The organism is Marinobacter nitratireducens (genome assembly GCF_000708045.1).
GTDB lineage: Bacteria > Pseudomonadota > Gammaproteobacteria > Pseudomonadales > Oleiphilaceae > Marinobacter > Marinobacter nitratireducens.
The window spans coordinates 1-18,574 of sequence record NZ_ANIE01000003.1; the positions used below are offsets into that span (position 1 = coordinate 1).

Annotated in this window: 21 protein-coding genes; 18 read left to right on the forward strand and 3 right to left on the reverse strand. The window is 56.8% G+C overall.

Features of this window, described 5'->3' with window-relative positions; all coding sequences use genetic code 11:
* The first annotated feature begins 191 nt into the window (after nucleotides 1-191).
* The 18 genes from fliE to flhB all read left to right on the forward strand — a co-directional run bounded on the left by fliE (nucleotide 192) and on the right by flhB (nucleotide 15,677).
* A complete protein-coding gene (gene fliE / locus D777_RS01850) occupies nucleotides 192-560 on the forward strand; it encodes a flagellar hook-basal body complex protein FliE (protein WP_036128281.1) in 369 nt (122 codons plus the stop codon).
* A gap of 15 nt (nucleotides 561-575) precedes the next feature.
* Entirely contained in the window at nucleotides 576-2,291 is a 1,716-nt protein-coding gene (gene fliF / locus D777_RS01855) for a flagellar basal-body MS-ring/collar protein FliF (RefSeq protein ID WP_036128282.1), read from the forward strand.
* 40 nt (nucleotides 2,292-2,331) lie between these two features.
* Nucleotides 2,332-3,327 carry a flagellar motor switch protein FliG gene (fliG, locus tag D777_RS01860; RefSeq protein ID WP_227501684.1) on the forward strand — a complete coding sequence of 332 codons (996 nt, stop codon included), beginning with the start codon at nucleotides 2,332-2,334 and terminating at the stop codon, nucleotides 3,325-3,327.
* Complete coding sequence (locus D777_RS01865) at nucleotides 3,327-4,133, forward strand: flagellar assembly protein FliH (RefSeq protein WP_081849445.1); 807 nt, start codon at nucleotides 3,327-3,329, stop codon at nucleotides 4,131-4,133. Before fliG ends, D777_RS01865 begins: the two co-directional genes overlap by 1 nt.
* Nucleotides 4,114-5,505, forward strand: a complete 1,392-nt coding sequence (fliI, locus tag D777_RS01870) for a flagellar protein export ATPase FliI (protein ID WP_036128284.1) — start codon at nucleotides 4,114-4,116, stop codon at nucleotides 5,503-5,505. Before D777_RS01865 ends, fliI begins: the two co-directional genes overlap by 20 nt.
* Nucleotides 5,505-5,948 (forward strand): flagellar export protein FliJ, encoded by a 444-nt coding sequence (gene fliJ / locus D777_RS01875; protein WP_036128285.1) that lies wholly within the window; start codon nucleotides 5,505-5,507, stop codon nucleotides 5,946-5,948. The genes fliI and fliJ overlap by 1 nt, the downstream gene beginning before the upstream one ends.
* A 126-nt stretch (nucleotides 5,949-6,074) precedes the next feature.
* Nucleotides 6,075-6,380, forward strand: coding sequence for an STAS domain-containing protein (locus D777_RS01880; RefSeq protein WP_036128287.1), 306 nt, complete (start codon nucleotides 6,075-6,077; stop codon nucleotides 6,378-6,380).
* Nucleotides 6,381-6,406: 26 nt separating this feature from the next.
* Complete coding sequence (locus D777_RS01885; RefSeq protein ID WP_036128288.1) at nucleotides 6,407-8,161, forward strand: ATP-binding SpoIIE family protein phosphatase; 1,755 nt, start codon at nucleotides 6,407-6,409, stop codon at nucleotides 8,159-8,161.
* A 24-nt stretch (nucleotides 8,162-8,185) separates the two neighbouring features.
* Complete coding sequence (locus tag D777_RS01890) at nucleotides 8,186-8,533, forward strand: Hpt domain-containing protein (RefSeq protein WP_036128289.1); 348 nt, start codon at nucleotides 8,186-8,188, stop codon at nucleotides 8,531-8,533.
* A 126-nt stretch (nucleotides 8,534-8,659) separates the two neighbouring features.
* Nucleotides 8,660-9,814 (forward strand): flagellar hook-length control protein FliK, encoded by a 1,155-nt coding sequence (locus D777_RS01895; protein WP_036128291.1) that lies wholly within the window; start codon nucleotides 8,660-8,662, stop codon nucleotides 9,812-9,814.
* Nucleotides 9,815-9,990: 176 nt separating this feature from the next.
* On the forward strand, nucleotides 9,991-10,503 hold the full coding sequence (locus D777_RS01900) for a flagellar basal body-associated FliL family protein (protein ID WP_036128293.1): 513 nt from the start codon (nucleotides 9,991-9,993) through the stop codon (nucleotides 10,501-10,503).
* Nucleotides 10,504-10,543: 40 nt separating this feature from the next.
* The gene (gene fliM, locus D777_RS01905; protein WP_036128294.1) at nucleotides 10,544-11,542 is read left to right on the forward strand and encodes a flagellar motor switch protein FliM; all 999 of its coding nucleotides are present in this window, start codon (nucleotides 10,544-10,546) and stop codon (nucleotides 11,540-11,542) included.
* Nucleotides 11,535-12,047 (forward strand): flagellar motor switch protein FliN, encoded by a 513-nt coding sequence (gene fliN / locus D777_RS01910; protein WP_036128296.1) that lies wholly within the window; start codon nucleotides 11,535-11,537, stop codon nucleotides 12,045-12,047. The genes fliM and fliN overlap by 8 nt, the downstream gene beginning before the upstream one ends.
* A 1-nt stretch (nucleotide 12,048) precedes the next feature.
* Nucleotides 12,049-12,495, forward strand: coding sequence for a flagellar biosynthetic protein FliO (gene fliO, locus D777_RS01915; protein ID WP_036128297.1), 447 nt, complete (start codon nucleotides 12,049-12,051; stop codon nucleotides 12,493-12,495).
* 4 nt (nucleotides 12,496-12,499) lie between these two features.
* The gene (gene fliP, locus D777_RS01920; RefSeq protein ID WP_036128299.1) at nucleotides 12,500-13,279 is read left to right on the forward strand and encodes a flagellar type III secretion system pore protein FliP; all 780 of its coding nucleotides are present in this window, start codon (nucleotides 12,500-12,502) and stop codon (nucleotides 13,277-13,279) included.
* Nucleotides 13,280-13,290: 11 nt separating this feature from the next.
* On the forward strand, nucleotides 13,291-13,560 hold the full coding sequence (fliQ, locus tag D777_RS01925; RefSeq protein ID WP_036128302.1) for a flagellar biosynthesis protein FliQ: 270 nt from the start codon (nucleotides 13,291-13,293) through the stop codon (nucleotides 13,558-13,560).
* Between the two features lie 3 nt (nucleotides 13,561-13,563).
* Nucleotides 13,564-14,349 carry a flagellar biosynthetic protein FliR gene (fliR, locus tag D777_RS01930; protein ID WP_036128303.1) on the forward strand — a complete coding sequence of 262 codons (786 nt, stop codon included), beginning with the start codon at nucleotides 13,564-13,566 and terminating at the stop codon, nucleotides 14,347-14,349.
* A gap of 191 nt (nucleotides 14,350-14,540) precedes the next feature.
* A complete protein-coding gene (gene flhB, locus D777_RS01935; protein WP_036128305.1) occupies nucleotides 14,541-15,677 on the forward strand; it encodes a flagellar biosynthesis protein FlhB in 1,137 nt (378 codons plus the stop codon).
* A 44-nt stretch (nucleotides 15,678-15,721) separates the two neighbouring features.
* Here flhB and D777_RS01940 read toward each other — a convergent pair whose 3' ends face one another.
* The 3 genes from D777_RS01940 to upp are packed head-to-tail and all read right to left on the reverse strand — an operon-like array spanning nucleotide 15,722 to nucleotide 18,454.
* Nucleotides 15,722-16,576, reverse strand: coding sequence for a class I SAM-dependent methyltransferase (locus tag D777_RS01940; RefSeq protein ID WP_036128307.1), 855 nt, complete (start codon nucleotides 16,574-16,576; stop codon nucleotides 15,722-15,724).
* Entirely contained in the window at nucleotides 16,557-17,813 is a 1,257-nt protein-coding gene (locus D777_RS01945) for a uracil-xanthine permease family protein (RefSeq protein WP_036128309.1), read from the reverse strand. Before D777_RS01945 ends, D777_RS01940 begins: the two co-directional genes overlap by 20 nt.
* Nucleotides 17,814-17,815: 2 nt before the next feature.
* Entirely contained in the window at nucleotides 17,816-18,454 is a 639-nt protein-coding gene (gene upp, locus D777_RS01950; RefSeq protein ID WP_036128311.1) for a uracil phosphoribosyltransferase, read from the reverse strand.
* Nucleotides 18,455-18,574: the final 120 nt, after the last annotated feature.

Consider the following 18,574-nt stretch of genomic DNA (forward strand, 5'->3'; position numbering starts at 1 on the left):
CCCCCCCCCCCCTCAGTTGGGCTGTGCTCCTGTCAAAAGTTCGTCGGCAACATGGCACTTACCTTTTTCATTGCGTTTAAGTTTATGAAAAATATAGATAAACGAGTTTTGGCCTGCTGCTTGCTTTTAAACCCGTAACAATGGTTCAAGAGAACGTCCGCCTTTAGAACGGGTGGCATCGGGAGAAAGTTATGGTTCAGCGTGCCGACATCAACAGTGTGCTTTCTGACATCCGCTCATTGCGCGCCCAGATGATGCAGAACCAGCAGATTGAGCAGGATCAGTCGGTTCGTGGTCGTATCGACGGGCCGCGTCAGGTACAGGAAACTCAGGAAACACCCAGTTTCAGTGACATGCTGGGGAATGCGGTCAATAACGTGAACGAGTTGCAGCAGAACGCCAGTGCACTTCGCACCTCCTACGATATGGGGGATCCGAACGTCGACATTACCCGAGTTATGATTGCTGCCCAGAAGTCCTCTGTCTCGTTTGAGGCGCTGACCCAGGTGCGAAACCGGGTCGTTCGCGCCTACGAAGACATCATGAATATGCCTATTTGATAACGGAGCAGAGACATGGCCAGCGTTCCTGCAGAAACAGCTACCCAGAATATGCCAGCCTCCCAGGAGAGCGATGACGCTCCTGAAAACCGTAGCGATCTGTTTCTCGGCTTTAATCGACTGAACCTGCTTCGTCAGATTGGCCTGATGGTGGGGCTCGCCGCCAGCGTCGCGCTTGGCGTTGCGGTTGTGCTTTGGGCGCAGGAACCGAATTACCAGCCGGTGGTCGGGGACCTGTCCGCCTATAACCCTCAGGACGTCACCACGATCCTGGACAGTAATGGTATCGACTACAAAATGGACCCGCGGACCGGTGCGCTGCTGGTGCCGTCCGAGCAGGTTTACAACGCCCGCCTGAAGCTCGCTGCTGAGGGCGTCACCGATCAGAAAACACTGGGCTATGAGTTGCTGGACCAGGAGCGTGGACTTGGAACCTCCCAGTTCATGGAAACGGTCAGCTATCGCCGTGGTCTTGAGGGCGAGCTGGCTCGCACGATTGCAGCCATGCGAGGTGTGCGGAACGCCCGGGTTCATCTGGCCATACCCGAGCGCTCGGTATTCGTACGGGATGCGAGGGAACCTTCTGCATCGGTATTTCTTGAGGTATTTGCGGGTCGGCGTCCGGAGCAGGAGCAGATTGATGCGATCGTGAATCTGGTCGCCGGTAGTATTCCAATGATGAAGAAAGGCGGCGTTACCGTGGTCGATCAGAACGGTAATCTGCTCACTGGCAAAGAGGCGAAGAATGACGCCGATCGGATGAAAGACCAGTACGAGTACACGGCCCAGATTGAAGAACGGCTCAGCCGTCGTGTGGCATCACTGATTGGCCCCATCGTGGGCGAGGGACGTTATCGAACGGAGGTTTCGGCCGATCTCGATTTTTCTTCGGTGGAGCGTGCCGAGGAAGTATTTAACCCCGACCAGCAGGCGGTCCGTAGTGAGCGGGAACTGACCGAACAGCGCAGTTCCGGCGGTCCTGTGGGCATACCAGGGGCATTATCAAATCAGCCGCCCGCAAACGCTACCGTACCTGAGCAGGCCAATGCGAACGCCAATGCAGACGGCAACCAGGGGCAGGCTGCCCAACCCGTCAATGTTCGCAAAGAAGCCACCCGCAACTATGAGATGGATCGCAGCGTCAGTTATGTCCGTCAGGAGCTGGGGCGCGTTAAGCGGGTAACGGTCGCTCTTGCTGTTGATGATATGAAAGTTGTCGACCCCGAGACGGGAGAGGTCAGCTACCAACCCTGGCCCGAACAGGAGCTTCAGCGCCTGAACATGCTGGTGCGCGATGCTGTGGGCTATTCCGCCGCCCGGGGAGATAGCGTGACGGTCATGAATACGGCCTTTGCTCCGGAAGAGGCAGTTGAGTTCGAGGCCCCCGGATTCTGGGAGCAGCCCTGGTTCTGGGACCTGATGAAGCAGGTCCTTGCGGGACTGGTCATCCTGGTGTTGGTGCTCGGATTGTTGCGTCCGACGCTGAAAACCCTGTCCGGTGGTGGCCGCCAGGAGCGTGGGGGAGAACTGGCTGAAGGTGGCTACGGCGAGCTTGAAGGTATGGAAGGTGGCGATGCTCTTCGTGAAGCCATGTCCTCACAGGATGAACTGCTTTTGCCGGGCGCTACGGACAGTTATGATAGGCAGTTGAATGCACTGAAAGGCCTGATTGCAGAAGACCCGGGTCGGGTTGCTCAGGTCATGCGCCAGTGGGTGAATGTCGATGACTGATCAAGCCAATCAGCAGGGTGCGGATGCCCCGCAGAAGCCGATGCGGAAAATTCCGCGGGTGGAGCAGGCGGCAATTCTACTGATGTCACTCGGTGAGGCCGACGCCGCCGAAGTGCTCAAGCACATGGGGCCGAAAGAGGTTCAGCGTGTTGGTGTCGCGATGGCTCAGATGCAGGATATCAGCAAAGACGAAGTCACCTACGTACTGAATCAGTTTGTGGATGCCGTTGGTGGGCAGACCGGGCTGGGCGTTGGTAACGATGACTATATCCGAACCATGCTGACCCAGGCCTTGGGAGACGACAAAGCTGCCAGCCTGATCGACCGAATCCTGATCGGTGGAAACACAACAGGCCTCGACACGCTCAAGTGGATGGAGCCGCGCGCCGTTGGCGACATTATTCGCTATGAGCATCCGCAGATTCAGGCCATCGTTATTTCCTACCTTGATCCGGACCAGGCGTCTGAAATTCTGGCGACGCTGGACGAAAAAGTGCGACTTGATGTGATGATGCGGGTTGCCTCTCTCGAAAGCATCCAGCCCCAGGCGTTGCAAGAACTTAACGATATCCTCGAGAAGCAGTTCTCCGGCGGCTCCGCGGCCCAAACCAGTCGTATCGGCGGCATCAAGCGCGCTGCAGACATCATGAATTTCATGGATCGCAGTATCGAAGGATCCCTGATGGATTCCATCAAGGATATGGATCCGGACCTGGCGTCCACGATCGAGGACCTGATGTTCGTGTTTGATAACCTCAAAGACATTGACGATCGTGGCATTCAGGCTCTTCTCCGGGAAGTGTCTTCGGAAGTGCTCGTGGTTGCCCTCAAGGGTGCTGATGACGCGGTCAAAGACAAGATCTTCAAGAACATGTCCAAGCGGGCGGCCGAGTTGCTGCAGGATGATCTTGAAGCGAAAGGCCCGGTTAAAGTCAGCGAGGTTGAAGGCGCCCAGAAGGATATTATTACAGTGGCACGGCGCATGGCCGAGGCCGGGGAAATTTCCCTCGGCGGTGCCGGTGAAGAAATGATGTGATGAAAGATTCTTCCAGGGATTCCCGTCGTATACCCAAGGAGCAGCTCACCGCCTACGAGCGTTGGGAGCTGCCGTTGCTTGATGCCAGCGGCAACGAAGTGGCCCGGGAAGAGGAGCGCGAGGTCAAGCCGCTGACCGCATCGGATATCGATGAAATTCGTCAGGCTGCACGCGAAGATGGATTTCGGGAAGGCCGCGACGCGGGGTATCAGGAAGGATTTGCAGAAGGACAGGAAAAAGGCCACCAGGAGGGTCTTGAAGCGGGGCTTGCCGAGGGACGTGAGAAGGGCGAGCAACAGGGCCGGGAAGAGAGCCGGCAGGACGTAGACGCGAAGCTCGAACGACTTGAGCAGGTCATGGGTGAGTTGCTGCAGCCAATCAGTCGTCACGAGGATGAACTCGAGGCGGCGCTGGTGAATCTTACGACGGAGCTGGCCCGGGCCGTGGTCTATCGAGACCTGGCGACTGATTCTTCACAGATTCAGGCGGTTGTGCGCCGGGCAATTGAGGCTCTGCCGTCCACCACAGACAATGTTCGCATTCACGTTCATCCCGATGACGCGGCCCTGATCACCGAAGTTGCAACGCGTCTCGACGCCCCATCGTCCATTGTCGAGGATCCAGCGATCATGCCGGGAGGTTGTAAGGTCGAAACCCGCAACAGCCTGGTGGATTTTACCGTTGAAAAGCGTTTCCAAAAGGCCGTAAGAGGCATGTTCGACAAGCAGTCCGAACTGGATAGTGCCGTCGGTGCCGAGCGCGAAGGCGGAGAAGCAGGAGACGGCGATGACATCAACGCTGGCTGAACGCCTCTCACGATATCAGGCCACGTTATCCGATGACGAGCCCAAACCGGAGCTGTCTGGACGGCTGACCCGAATGGTCGGTCTGACCCTGGAATGCGTCGGCTGTCCCATGGTTGTCGGGGATCGCTGCATGATCCAGGGGCATGGTACCGGCAATGTCGAAGCAGAAGTCGTCGGGTTTGAGGACGATAAAGTCTATCTGATGCCGCTGACCGCCATTGAGGGTCTGAAACCCGGGGCCAGAGTGATTCCGCTGTCCGCAACCAGCCGGGTGCCCGTGGGACCTCAAATGCTCGGGCGGGTCGTTAACGGCAGCGGCGAACCATTGGATGGCAAGGGGCCGTTGCAGGAAGAAGCCCGAGTATCCCTCACAGGTGACATCATCAACCCGCTCAACCGGGCGCCAGTCCGGCAGTCCATGGACGTCGGTATCCGTGCGATTAACTCACTGCTGACGGTTGGGCAGGGCCAGCGACTGGGACTGTTCGCGGGCAGTGGTGTCGGTAAAAGCATGCTGCTGGGCATGATGACCCGGTTTACCGATGCCGACATCACCATCGTTGGATTGATTGGTGAGCGTGGCCGCGAGGTCAAGGAATTTATTGAAGACATTCTCGGTGACGAAGGCCTGGCGCGTTCTGTGGTGGTGGCATCGCCGGCCGATGACTCGCCGTTGATGCGCTTGCGGGCTGCAATGCTGACCACCCGTATTGCCGAGTACTATCGCGATCAGGGCAAGCGTGTGTTGTTGCTGATGGACTCGCTGACGCGCTATGCGCAGGCCCAACGTGAGATCGCCCTCGCTGTCGGAGAGCCTCCCGCCACCAAGGGTTACCCGCCATCGGTATTCGCGAAGCTTCCGCAACTGGTCGAGCGTACTGGTAATGGACGACCTGGGGGCGGGTCTATTACCGCATTCTATACCGTCTTGACCGAAGGTGATGACCAGCAAGATCCCATTGCAGACGCTGCACGGGCGATACTGGATGGCCACATCGTATTGTCCCGGCGTCTGGCCGAGGAAGGGCATTACCCGGCCATTGATGTCGAGGCGTCCATCAGCCGCGTGATGCCTCAGGTGACGGATCCGGAGCATTTCTCCCGTGCCCAACGTTTCAAGCAAGTCTATTCCCGCTATCAGCAGGCCAGGGATCTCATCAGTGTCGGCGCATATGTCAAAGGCTCTGATCCGGAAACCGACTTTGCTATTGCCCACATCGGGAACATGATCCAGTTCCTCAAGCAGGGCTTGAATGAAAGTGCTCCGCTCCAGCAGAGTATCGATCAGTTGCTGTCAGTTGTTCCGGAACGCCGCTCACCAGAACGTCGTAATGCACCGGCTCAGGCTGGATCCCCAGGAGAGCGTAGCTGATGTTGCGTTCCAAGCGACTGGCCGTGGTGCTCACCCTGGAAGAGAGAAAGGAGCAGGAAGCGCTGGAACGTATGGGGGAGGCCAGGGAAGCGGTAGACCAACAGCGCCAGCAGGTGGATAACCTGAACCGTTACCAGCAGGAGTATCGGGATCAGATTCGGAACAGTCAGCAAGGTGTTGTCCAGGTGTCTCGGTTGCAGGCCTGGCAGGCGTTTATCGCCCAGCTGGATCAGGTGATACGACAGCAACAGCAGCAGCTCGAGAAGGCTGAGCAAGTATTTGAGGCCCGTCGGCTGGAATGGCAGCAAGCCTGGGAGCGCAAACGGGGAATGGAAAAATACATAGAGTCCTGTCGGCAACAGGAACAGCGAGACCAGGACATCCGGGAGCAGAAGCTCGCTGATGAGGCCGCAGGAAGAGCATTTGCTCGACGTCACCGTTGAACTTGCGCCACGTCAATCCTTTGTCCATGCCAATTTCATGCAGGTAGACTATCCTTAGCCGAAGACAAGCCGCAGATCTATTCTGTTGGTTATCGGTATTAATTGAAGATCTTCGGAGGTTCCGGTATGTCGATACAGACGCGCCGTGGAGGGGATGGTGAAACCCTGATCATAAGCATTGAGGGGCGATTCGATTTCAGCACCCATCAGGCCTTTCGTGATGCCTACGAGCATGGCGAGAAGGATATCCGGAACTACGTTGTAGACCTTTCCAACACCACTTATCTGGACAGTTCAGCCCTTGGTATGCTCCTGCTGCTCCGGGATTATGCCGGAGGTGACAGCGCCCGCATCTCCATAGAGAACTGCAATAATGATGTCCGCCGCATTCTCTCCATTTCCAATTTCGAGCAGTTGTTCGCCATTCGGTGAAACAAAGGCTTCCGCAGGCAACCTCTGTGACTGAGCCAGCGCTTGATGACCAGCCCCTCAAGATACTGATAGCTGATGACAGCGACAGTGATCGCCTGATTCTCAAGGCATTGATAAAGCGTCTGGGGCACGACGTCAGAGACGCATGCAACGGCCGTGAGGCCGTTGAGCAGTATCAGACATACAGGCCGGATCTCGTCCTGCTTGATGCTCTGATGCCGGTTATGGATGGTATGGAAGCGGCCCGGCAGATCAAGACGCTGGCCGGTGAACGAATGGTTCCGCTGATCTTTTTGACCTCTTTGTCGGAAGCTGGCGCCTTGGCTCGATGCCTGGAGGCCGGGGGCGATGATTTCCTGAGTAAGCCCTACAACCGCGTGATTCTTGAAGCAAAGATCAATGCGTTTAACCGGATGCGCTTGATGCATCAGACGCTATCGGATCAGCGGGACATCATCCGCGAGCGAAACCAGCAGCTGACGGAAGAGCAGGAAGTGGCCAAGAGGGTGTTTGATAATGTCGCGCATACCGGATGTTTGCACGCGGACAATATTCGATATCACGCGTCGCCCCTCTCAATCTTTAATGGTGATGTCCTGTTCGCCTCTCCCGGACCTGCCGGTGGGATGCTGATATTTATTGGTGACTTCACGGGGCATGGTTTACCCGCAGCCATCGGTGCAATGCCGGTCGCTGAGATCTTTTATGGCATGGCGGCCAAGGGGTTCAACGGAGCCGATATCCTTAGAGAAATCAATCAAAAGCTGAAACGTATTCTACCGTCGGGCATGTTTTGTTGCGGCGCCATGATCGAGGCGGACTTCAAGCATAACCAGATAAAGGTGTGGAATGGGGGGCTTCCCGACGGTTGGCTGATCAGTCCGTCCGGGCAACGGAAGCCCTTGCCATCGCGGCACTTGCCGCTGGGGATTCTCGAACCTGAACGTTTCGACGACAGCATGGAGGCGGTTTCCACCGCAAGGCAGGACCGGCTGCTGCTCATGACGGACGGCGTGTTGGAGTGTCAGGATGCCAGCGGGCAGTTGTTTGGCGAGGGCAGGCTGCTTAGGGCCTTGGATAGGGCAGGCGATGTCTACGATGCTGTCATGGAGGAAGTGCAGACATTTACCGGGAATCAGAGCGGCCGGGACGATCTGACCCTGCTTTGTCTAGAAATGATTGAAGAGACACACAGCGCGGCCATGCCGGAGAGATCCGTGCCGTCGGTGCTGTCAGGCCCTCGGGAATGGCATTGTGCCTACGAGATTCGTGAAAGCACATTGGGTGAATTCAGTCCGCTTCCACTTTTGTTGCACATTTGTATGGAAGTGCCAGGACTTCGTCGTAAAAGTGGTGAGATATATACGCTTCTTGCTGAACTTTATAATAATGCACTCGAGCACGGTGTTCTGGAATTGCCGTCAGGTTGGAAGCATTCGCCGGATGGCTTTGGGCGCTACTATGAGGAGCGGCACAAGCGCCTGAAGGACGTAAAGGGACATTTCATACGCTTTGATCTCCGGCATTCTATGAAAGCGCATGGCGGCCAACTTCGTGTAATATGCGAGGATAGTGGCCCCGGTTTCGATTTCGAAAATCATCCGGCTCTGCATCCAGATAACGGGGAACGGAGTAGCCTTAACTATGCTGGAAGGGGACTTATGTTGCTCAGGCGTTTGGCCCAATCCGTCACGTTCCACCACCGGGGCAATCGCGTGGAAATTGTTTATGATTGGGAATATACCGGCGTCTCTTCTGGAGAAGAGGTCTCGGTCGGATGATCGTCAGGACCACAGGGGGTTGGTATGGTTGATAAGCCACACCTAGATGAAGAGGCATTGGCCGAGCTTCAGGACGTTATGGAGGATGAGTTTGAGGTTCTGATCCATACCTTCATCAATGATTCCAGGGATCGGATTGCCGGGTTGCGGCATGCAGCCACAAATGGTGACGCCGATGCCTTCGCAAAGATGGCGCACAGTTTCAAAGGAAGCAGCATCAATATCGGTGCTCCCCACCTCGGGGAACTCTGTCTGGTTGCAGAGAAAGCGGGAAAGGCTCAATCGCTTGAGGATTCTGAGTCGATGCTTTCGAATATTGAAGAGGAATTCCGGACCGTCACCGACATGCTAGAAGGTTTGATGGTCAGGTGACTCCGCTAGACGGGACTCTGGCATTGGTTTTGCTGGCTATAGGGTAAATCACTCGAAAACGGTTGCGCATTGTGTCCAACCGGCAAAAAGCGGGTGTTAACCAGACAATAGCGGCAAGAGGTTGCCATGCCACAGATGGTTCTTCCCCAGGCCCCCGCACCAGCGGGCGCAAAAGAGACAGGTTCCAGCAAGCCGGTGACTGGCAAAGACGCCGGTGGTGAAAGCCGCTACGAGTCAGTATCCCGCGCCGAGCAGGAGCGCACGGAACGTAAAAGGTCCGAGCGCAGTGAAGCTTCGCAGGCAAAGGACGAACCCCGGGAATCGGAGACAAGCCGGAACGATGAGAGCGTCGAATCACCCTCCGACGCTTCCGCGACATCTGAGACTAAACACTCTGAAAACCGCGCAGATAAGGCGACTGCCAAGCCCGGCTCCGTGGATGAGGAAGCCGAGACTACGGGTGATGAGCTGACGTTTGTGAATCTTCAGACGTTGTTGAGTCCGGTTACAGGCGAAGCCAAATCTGCTGAGGGCTCTGCTGTAAAAGCCGCTGCGACTGAGATGAGTACGCCCGTAGGTCAACAGATGGCAGCGAAAAGCCTGCTCGGTGGGCCGAACGCCGGCAAGCCGGGGCAGTCACTGCCTGGCGTCACTCAGGGGCTCCAGTTGCAGGAGATGATTTCTGGTTCCCAGGGGGCGGAAAGCAGTCGACCGGTGGATGCATCCAGTCTTGTCGCGTCAGCGCGTTTCCAGGGAGCCCTGGACGTAGCCTCCCAAGCAGCAGGGAGTCAGGCGGCAAAGGTCGCCACGGAAGCGGCGATTCCCCTCAGAAGCTATACCACGTCCATTGATCTTCCGGTCGGCCACACCGAATGGGGCGATAAAGTTGTTGGTAAACTCAGCTTCCTCACGGCCCGGAACATGTCGGTGGCTGAGATTCATCTGACGCCGCCGGATATGGGCCCGATGGAAGTCAAGGTCAAGGTCCATAACGAGCAGGCCAATATTACTGTTCACGCCGCCAATCCTGTTGTTCGGGATCAACTGGAACTGAACTCTCATCGTCTCCGGGACATGCTGGGGGAGCAGGGGCTGTCACTGGCGCAGTTCGATGTCTCCGACTCCCCGCAGCAACAAACCGGTGAACAGTCGTCTGGTGGCGAGGGCCACGCTGCAGGAGGAAGTGGTTTGGCCTCCGGAGTAACGGAGTCGGAGGCTGGCATAACCGAATCGGGTAGCCTTGATCTCAGCTGGAAAGGCGAAGTCGACGTATTTGCATGATTTTCGCCTGAAAGCACCCTCCCATTCTGCCCAATCGATTTTGCCCATCCTCCCTGGCAGCGCTAAACTGCGGTTCTGAATAGGCAGGGTGGGCCTTCTGGCCCAACCTTTGCATTCCATCCACTAAAGTCGCCAAAAAATGCTCCAGGTGACGGATTTCTGGCAAAGCGAAGATTATGGCTGAAAATAACGCGTCCGAAGCGGCACCCGCCAAGAAAGGCAAACTGAAGATGATCATCATGCTCTTGGTGGTGATTGTCCTTGCGATCGCTCTCTCCGTTGTTGGCACACTCTGGTTTCTGGGAGATGGGCTGCCAGGTATGGGAGGAGACGAGGGCGAAGCATCAGGAGAGCCCGCCGAGGAGCAGTTCGTGCCGAGTACCTACGTAGAGCTGGAGAAACCGCTGGTCACTACGGTTCAGGCAGAAGGCCGCCAGCGATATGCCCAGGTGTACCTGTCGCTGGAAGCTGTGGATCCCCAGGCACTTGCCGCTGCGGAATTGCATCTACCATTGATTAGAAGCCAGTTGGTCATGCAGCTGGGTAGTAGTGATTTTAATGAACTCCAGACACCGGAAGGTCGCCGCAGTCTTGCCGACAGAATGTTGGCAACGGTGAATCAGGTACTGGAGCAGGAAGGTGAACCCGCAATCAAGGCGGTGTTATTCCGGAATTTTGTGGTGCAATAGGCCCCTGAACGGGTAAGGCAACTGACGGGTAGGACGACACATGCAGGACTTGTTGTCACAGGACGAAATTGATGCGCTCCTCCACGGTGTGGACGATGGTGACATCGATACCTATGAAGAGACTGACGATACCGGTGTAAAGTCCTACGACCTTGCCAGCCAGGACAGGATTGTTCGGGGCAGGATGCCGACGCTGGAGATGATCAACGAGCGGTTTGCCCGTTATACCCGAATCAGTCTCTTCAACCTGATGCGCCGGAATGCTGACGTTTCCACCGGCGGCGTCCAGATCATGAAATTCGGTGAATACATCCATACGCTGTACGTTCCGACGAGTCTTAATCTGTGCAAGGTTCGTCCCCTGAGAGGTACGTCCCTGTTCGTTCTCGATGCCAAGCTGGTGTTCAAACTGGTGGACAACTTTTTTGGTGGGGAAGGGCGACACGCCAAGATTGAGGGGCGGGAATTCACGCCGACCGAAACCCGAATCGTACAGATGGTCCTGGACCAGGTATTCCATGACATGCGCGAGGCATGGCAGGCCGTGCTGAAGGTGGACTTCGAGTACTTGAGTTCCGAGGTTAACCCGGCCATGGCCAATATCGTCAGCCCCAGTGAAGTGGTGGTTGTCAGCACCTTTCACATAGAACTGGACGGTGGCGGGGGTGAGCTTCATTTCGCTTTGCCATACTCCATGATCGAACCGATTCGCGACGTGCTTGATGCGGGTGTCCAGAGCGATATTGACGATGTGGACGAGCGCTGGGTCAATGCCCTGCAGGAAGACATCAAGGATGTGAACGTGCCCGTTAACACCATGGTCTGCCGCAGACGGATTTCGCTGCGGGAAATCGCCAAGCTGAAGGAAGGGGATATTATCCCGGTGGAAATTCCCGATAAGCTGACCGTCACTGCTAACGGCATACCGATCTACAAAGCGACCATGGGCTCGCGGGACGGAAAACTGGCACTGAAGATTCACGAAAGGGCAGCGCTGCCCAAGGTCAAGAAACAACTGAAGGTGGGACGCAATGGCTGACGACGACAAGAAAGACGAGCAGGAACTCAGCGAAGACGAAAAGCTGGCTGCCGAGTGGGAAGCGGCTATGGAAGAGTCTGGTGACGCCGAAGAGGGCGATGCTGCGGAGGAATCCGGTTCCGGCGAAGATGAATGGGCAGCCGCCATGGCCGAAGCCGACTCCGCAGAACAGGACAATGTCCAGACTGCGCCAATGGAAGAGTTCGACCACAATGGCCCGGTTCAGCAAGGTGATGGACTGGCGCCTGATCTGGACGTGATTCTGGATATTCCCGTCACTATCTCGATGGAAGTGGGCAACACCCAGATCCCGATCCGTAATCTTTTGCAATTGAACCAGGGCTCTGTGATCGAGTTGGACCGGCTTGCCGGTGAGCCGCTGGATGTCCTGGTTAACGGAACATTGATTGCACATGGCGAAGTGGTGATGGTGAACGAAAAGTTCGGCATCCGTCTCACCGATGTCATCAGCCCGGGCGAACGCATCAAGCGGTTGCAGAAATAACATGTTGCAGAAACTTGCCGGACTCCCGCTGTTGCTTCTCGCATACCCTGTCATTGCACAGGAGGCGGCCGAGACCGCCCAGGCGGCCCCCGTTAAAGCGCCCGATACCGTTGGAACATTGGTCAGCCTTGGTATTGGTCTGGTTGCGGTGATCGCGATTATTTACGGTTGCGCCTGGATCATTCGCCGTATGAGTGGGATGACCGGCGCCAACAACAGTGCCATCAAGGTGGTATCCGTGATGGCGCTGGGTGCGCGGGAGCGTATCGCACTCATCGAAGTGGGTGGCCAGCAGATTCTTGTGGGCATCACCCCGAGCACTATTCGCACGCTCCAGGTTTTCGATGAACCCGTTGTCGACGCCGCCAGCGGCCCCTCGGGAGACTTCGCCCGCCGCCTGCAGGGCATGATCGGGAAATCCTGGACTTCGCCGACAAGGAACGACTGACTCAATGATTGTCGCCACGCTCAAGAGAATGAGCCCCTTCCTGATTCTGCTGATGGGACTCACCTGTGCGCAGCTGGCGCTCGCCCAGGATGCACCATCCGGCATCCCCGGCATTCCCGCCGTCACCGTTGGGCCGGGCGAAACAGAAGGGTCTCAGGAGTACTCGGTAACGCTACAGATTCTGGCGTTGATGACCGCGCTGACCTTCCTGCCGGCAATGTTGATGATGATGACGTCCTTTACGCGCATCATCGTCGTTTTCGCGATACTCCGCCAAGCGCTGGGGCTGCAGGCGACCCCCTCCAACCAGATTCTGCTCGGGCTGGCCCTGTTTCTCACCATCTTCATCATGAAACCGGTGTTCGAAGAGGCGAACCGAGTAGGGCTGCAACCCTACCTCCAGGAAGAAGTGACTTCCCTGGAAGCAGTGGAACTAGCCAGTCAACCGTTCAAGAATTTCATGCTGGCGCAGACCCGGGAAAGCGACCTGGCGCTGTTTATCCGCATGGCTGATGAGCAGTACGACACCCCGGAAGACGTCTCCTTCTGGGTGTTGATGCCGGCGTTTGTCACCAGTGAACTGAAAACGGCGTTCCAGATCGGGTTTATACTGTTCATCCCGTTCCTGATCATCGACATGGTGGTTGCCAGCGTCCTGATGGCCATGGGTATGATGATGCTGTCACCGATCATCATCTCATTGCCGTTCAAGATCATGTTATTCGTACTCGTGGATGGCTGGGCTCTGATCATGGGCACACTGGCCGCCAGTTACGGACTCTAGGAGAGGGCGAAATGACTCCGGAAACCGTGATCGACATACTGCGAGAAGCCCTCTGGCTGATCGTTCTGCTTGCCTCGGTTATCATTGGTCCCGGGCTCGTGATCGGCTTGGTGGTCAGTACCTTCCAGGCGGCCACCCAGATCAACGAGCAGACCCTGAGTTTCCTGCCCCGACTGCTGGTGACTCTGATTGTGATCATCGCTGCTGGCCCGTGGATGCTGACCCAGTTGCTGGATCACGCAAATCGCCTGATCTCCAGCATTCCCTACCTGATCGGTTAATTCATGGTCCCGGCTGAAATTGGCGCAGACGTCATCGGACAGTGGGTCGGCCAACACCTCTGGCCGCTGTTCCGCATCGCCAGTTTCTTGATGGTGATCCCGATCTTCGGCACCCAGCTCGTCCCGGCACGAGTCCGAATGGGGCTGGCATTGCTCATGACCGTCCTCATCGTACCAATGATCCCCGACGTACCTCAGGTCGAGGCGCTAAGCGCGGATGCCGTCGTTATCACCCTGCAGCAGATATTGATCGGTGTCGGCATGGGCTTCGCCCTGACCGCACTCTGGCAACTTTTTGTCATCGCCGGCCAGATGATCGCCATGCAGATGGGCCTCGGCTTCGCCTCCATGGTCGACCCGGCGAACGGCGTAAACGTACCGGTGCTCTCCCAGATCTACACCATCACCATTACCCTGCTGTTCCTGGCCATGAACGGCCATCTCGTTGCCTTTGAAATCTTTATCGAAAGCTTTCGAACATTGCCGATAGGCCTGGAAGGCCTCGGACAGGCCGGAGTGTGGGACCTGGCGCATCGAATCAGCTGGATGTTCGCCTCCGCCATGTTATTGGCATTGCCGGCGGTCACCGCTGTGCTGATCGTCAGTATCTCCTTCGGTGTCATGACCCGGGCGGCGCCCCAGATGAACATCTTCGCACTGGGTTTCCCGATTGGCCTGATTTTTGGATTGTTTGCCATATGGGTCCTGCACGCCAATTTCCTGCCGCACTTCGATCAGTACACGCGGGAAACCTACGATTTCATGCGACAGTTGCAGGGGCAGCCATAGTGAGCGGATGCTTGATCGTTTGAGGCAACGTGCAGGCGATACCAGAATTTTGATAGGCAGGTGGTGCCGGGCATCCAAAACTGTGCGGAGCCATGGATGGCGAAGCTCAAGCGTCACATGGACGTGCCAGAGCGGGTTTTGGATGCCCGGCACCGCCTGCCGACACACCAGGGTTTTAGGTAAACCGGCTAATGGCTGAAGAAAACGACAACAGTCAGGAAAAAACGGAAGAGGCCACGCCCCGAAGGCTTGAAAAAGCCCGAGAGGAAGGCCAGACCGCGCGTTCACGGGAACTGGCCACCATGGCCGTCCTGCTGGCGGGCGCCGGAGGCTTGCTCATGTTTGGCTCCAGCCTCGGGGCGTCGCTGGAGGGCATCATGCGGGATAGCTTCACGTTAGAGCGCTCCGCAATCTTCGACACGCGCCACATGAGCGTCCAGCTCATCGCCTCCGCCAAAGACGCTGCCTTTGCTCTTTCACCCATCCTGATCCTGCTGCTCATTGCCGCCATCGCCGGTTCCATTGGCATCGGCGGCATGCTCTTTAGCGGCAAAGCCATCGCGCCAAAGCTTAACCGCATGGACCCGATCAAAGGCCTCGGGAAGATGTTCTCAATGCGGTCTCTGGTCGAACTCGTTAAAGCCATTGCCAAAGTCGGTCTGGTCATGGCGGTGGCCATTCTGATACTGAACCTTCGAACCGAAGACCTGCTCAGCATCGCCGAAGAACCCACGGTTCCCGCCATGGAACACGTTGTCTGGACCCTGGCCTGGAGCTTCTTCCTGCTCTCGTGCGCGACCATTATCATCGCCATGATCGACGTGCCTTTTCAGATCTACGACCACCAGAAGAAACTGCGAATGACCAAGCAGGAGGTCAAAGACGAGTACAAAGAGACCGAGGGCAAGCCCGAAGTTAAAGGCAAGATCCGGCAGCTCCAGCGTGAAATGGCCCAGCGCCGTATGATGGAGGATGTGCCCAAGGCTGACGTCGTCATCACCAACCCGACTCACTACGCCGTCGCGCTGCAGTATGACCAGAAGAGCATGGGGGCGCCGGTCGTGGTTGCCAAGGGCGCCGATGAAGTCGCCTTCAAGATTATGGAAATTGCTCGGGAGCACAAGGTCGAAGTGCTGCGAACCCCGCCGCTGACCCGGGCCGTTTACCACAACACCGATATCGGAGAAGAGATTCCCGACGGCCTCTACATGGCGATTGCCCAGGTTCTTGCCTACGTATTCCAGTTGCGGCAATTCCGCAAGGGGCGCGGGGCCAAGCCGGGTATGCCGGATTTTCCGATTCCTTCTGATTTGCGGCGGGATATCTGAGTGCGTTCCATCACCATCAGGCTACAAACATTCAGCCAGAAAACTCAGGAGCAAGCCTCAATAACCCGAACCATCGGTTCCCCACGGCTCTCCGGTATTGGTAAATTTCCGTACCATGATCGGGGATCGTGAACGGTTGCCGATTTGAAACCGCGATCAATGAAGTGCTGATGGGCTTGCTGGTCTGTCTGGAAGTGGAACGACACCTGGCTGCGGGTTACGGAACCAAGTATTCCGCCCAGGGCCGTCAGGGAACCCTTCAAGAGCGGTGGTCGGGGGCGGTAGTAGCTTTCCGATAGGTAAACCGAACCTGGGCGATGGGTCAAAATGTCTGCCAGGCGGCGCCAGAAGCCGCTTATGACCTCTAACGAGAAATAGCTGGTCAGCCCTTCGGTCACGATAACGATGGGCTTGTCGTTGTCGAACACACGGCTCACGACGGCCTCAAGAGTGTTGTTGCCGGTGGTGGCCAGGATGTCGATGGGCGTCACCTGGTGATGATCTCCCAATTTTCCGGCAGCCAGAAGTCTTGTTGCCTTGCGAGTGGCCATATCGGGCAGGTCGGCCTCGACCATGTGCAGGTTAGGGTGTTTTTCCCGTAATCGAATCCCGCGGGGTGACATGCCACAGGCAATTTCCAGAACCTGGTTAATGCCCTGTTTTTCGATCGCCTGATCAATCAGGTGGTCAATGATCAGGTGCCGTTGCAGCAGGAAAGTTCGGATATTTCCGCCGATAACGGCCTTGCTGGCGCTTTCGAACGGCGTCATCAAGTGGTAGAGGAGTTTGCCCTGGGCGGTTGCCAGGGCATCGTCGGAGAGTCCGTACCGGTGCCAGACGGCACCGGTATACAGGGCAGTGAAACTTATTCCTGAACTGTCAGTTGGCGTTTTGCTCATAAACGGCTTTTCCCCATGCCTCGCGGCGACCGGGGAGTACCAGGTTCAGGGCTATGGCGACGACTGCACACAGAGCAATGCCTTCCAGATGGCCCAGAACCATGCCACCAATCCCGAATACCAGAGTCACGCCCACAATCACCAGATTGCGAGATTCCGCCAGATCCACCTGGTGGCGGATAAGCGTGTTCAGGCCTACCACGGCAATAGAGCCAAAGAGCAGGCACAGAATGCCACCCATAACCGGAACCGGAATGGTCTGGAGGGCGGCGCCAAATTTACCGACAAACGCCAGGACGATCGCAACAACCGCAGCCCACCACATGATCCGGGGGTTGAAGTTCTTGGTGAGCATCACGGCCCCGGTCACTTCAGAGTAGGTCGTATTGGGCGGTCCGCCGAAGGCGGCTGCTGCGCTGGTTGCCAGACCGTCGCCAAGCAGGGTTCGGTGAAGGCCGGGCTTGTCGAGATAGTTCTTGCGGGTGATGTTACCGATGGCGAGGATGTCGCCGATATGCTCAATCGCCGGAGCAATTGCTACAGGTATCATAAACAGGATTGCGCCCCAGCTGAATTCAGGCGCCACGAAATTGGGTACGGCGAGCCAGGCGGCTTCTTTGATTGGTGTCAGATCGACAATGCCTGCAAACGCTGAGAGCACATACCCCACGATGACACCGAACATGATCGGAATGAGGCGGAAAATGCCTTTGGCCCAGACCGAGGCGATAATTGTGGTTGCCAGTGATGCCATGGCAATGAGAATGGCCGTGTCATAGGGAACCAGTTCGGCCGCGCCATCACCTGTTCGCCCGGACGCCATGTGAACGGCGACCGGGGCAAGGCCAAGACCAATCGACATGATGACCGGGCCGATGACCACTGGAGGGAGAAGATTGCGGATAAAGGCATTACCACGCAGCCGAATAAGGCCACTGAGAAGAATATAGAGAATCCCTGCAGCCATCAGGCCACCGAGGGTTTCTTCCATGCCGAACTTGCCCTTGGAGGCAATCACCGGTGCTATAAATGCAAATGAGGAGGCCAGAAAAATGGGAATCTGGCCACCGGTCACAATGTGGAATATCAGGGTACCGATGCCGGCAGTGAACAGGGCGACGTTGGGGTCCATGCCGGTAATCAATGGCATCAGGACGAGGGCGCCGAAGGCCACCAGCAACATCTGGGAACCCGCGATGACCTGCTTCCAGATTGGGTCGTGCGTGTGGTCCTGCATGGTTATACGTCCTTCTGCTTGGTGCCGAAGATCTTGTCTCCCGCATCACCGAGTCCCGGCAGGATATAGCCTTTTTCGTTCAGCCGCTCGTCAATTGAGGCCGTATAGATAGAGACATCCGGATGGGCCTCAAGAACTTTCTCTACGCCTTCCGGGGCAGCGACAAGCACCAGGGCGCGAATTTCCGTGCTGCCCGCTTTCTTCAGCAAATCGATCGTGGAGATCAGGGAACCGCCGGTGGCCAGCATTGGATCCACAATCAAGGCCAGACGCTGGTCGAGTTCGCCCACCAACTTTTCCAGGTAGGTGCTGGCTTCCAGAGTCTCTTCGTTGCGAATCTGTCCAACCACGCTCACACGTGCGCTGGGAATCAGACTGAGCACGCCATCAAGCATACCGAGACCGGCCCGGAGGATGGGGACGATGGTGACCTTTTTGCCCTGAATCTGCTCCACCTTGACCGGGCCGGCCCAGCCCTCAATGGTTTCTTCCTGAAGCGTGAAGTCCTGGGTCGCTTCGTAGGTCAGCAGCGTTCCAACCTCCTGGGCCAACTCGCGAAAGTTCTTGGTGCTGATGTCGGCACGGCGCATCAGGCCGAGTTTGTGTTGAATCAGCGGGTGTTTAACCTCGTGGATGGGCATGGGGTCACCTGTGTGTCTGGATTGGTTGGGATAAGCGTACAAATGTCGCAAAGGATACCGTATCTCGCCTGCTGCGTCAGGCCGCCAGGGGGGAAACGGCCGCAATCTGTGTAAGGAGTG

Coding starts and splice junctions, on each gene's coding strand:
- fliE (WP_036128281.1), top strand. CDS start 192: ATGGTTCAGCGTGCCGACATCAACAGTGTGCTTTCTGACATCCGCTCA.
- fliF (WP_036128282.1), top strand. CDS start 576: ATGGCCAGCGTTCCTGCAGAAACAGCTACCCAGAATATGCCAGCCTCC.
- fliG (WP_227501684.1), top strand. CDS start 2,332: ATGCGGAAAATTCCGCGGGTGGAGCAGGCGGCAATTCTACTGATGTCA.
- D777_RS01865 (WP_081849445.1), top strand. CDS start 3,327: ATGAAAGATTCTTCCAGGGATTCCCGTCGTATACCCAAGGAGCAGCTC.
- fliI (WP_036128284.1), top strand. CDS start 4,114: ATGACATCAACGCTGGCTGAACGCCTCTCACGATATCAGGCCACGTTA.
- fliJ (WP_036128285.1), top strand. CDS start 5,505: ATGTTGCGTTCCAAGCGACTGGCCGTGGTGCTCACCCTGGAAGAGAGA.
- D777_RS01880 (WP_036128287.1), top strand. CDS start 6,075: ATGTCGATACAGACGCGCCGTGGAGGGGATGGTGAAACCCTGATCATA.
- D777_RS01890 (WP_036128289.1), top strand. CDS start 8,186: ATGGTTGATAAGCCACACCTAGATGAAGAGGCATTGGCCGAGCTTCAG.
- D777_RS01895 (WP_036128291.1), top strand. CDS start 8,660: ATGCCACAGATGGTTCTTCCCCAGGCCCCCGCACCAGCGGGCGCAAAA.
- D777_RS01900 (WP_036128293.1), top strand. CDS start 9,991: ATGGCTGAAAATAACGCGTCCGAAGCGGCACCCGCCAAGAAAGGCAAA.
- fliM (WP_036128294.1), top strand. CDS start 10,544: ATGCAGGACTTGTTGTCACAGGACGAAATTGATGCGCTCCTCCACGGT.
- fliN (WP_036128296.1), top strand. CDS start 11,535: ATGGCTGACGACGACAAGAAAGACGAGCAGGAACTCAGCGAAGACGAA.
- fliO (WP_036128297.1), top strand. CDS start 12,049: ATGTTGCAGAAACTTGCCGGACTCCCGCTGTTGCTTCTCGCATACCCT.
- fliP (WP_036128299.1), top strand. CDS start 12,500: ATGATTGTCGCCACGCTCAAGAGAATGAGCCCCTTCCTGATTCTGCTG.
- fliQ (WP_036128302.1), top strand. CDS start 13,291: ATGACTCCGGAAACCGTGATCGACATACTGCGAGAAGCCCTCTGGCTG.
- fliR (WP_036128303.1), top strand. CDS start 13,564: ATGGTCCCGGCTGAAATTGGCGCAGACGTCATCGGACAGTGGGTCGGC.
- flhB (WP_036128305.1), top strand. CDS start 14,541: ATGGCTGAAGAAAACGACAACAGTCAGGAAAAAACGGAAGAGGCCACG.
- D777_RS01940 (WP_036128307.1), bottom strand. CDS start 16,576: ATGAGCAAAACGCCAACTGACAGTTCAGGAATAAGTTTCACTGCCCTG.
- D777_RS01945 (WP_036128309.1), bottom strand. CDS start 17,813: ATGCAGGACCACACGCACGACCCAATCTGGAAGCAGGTCATCGCGGGT.
- upp (WP_036128311.1), bottom strand. CDS start 18,454: ATGCCCATCCACGAGGTTAAACACCCGCTGATTCAACACAAACTCGGC.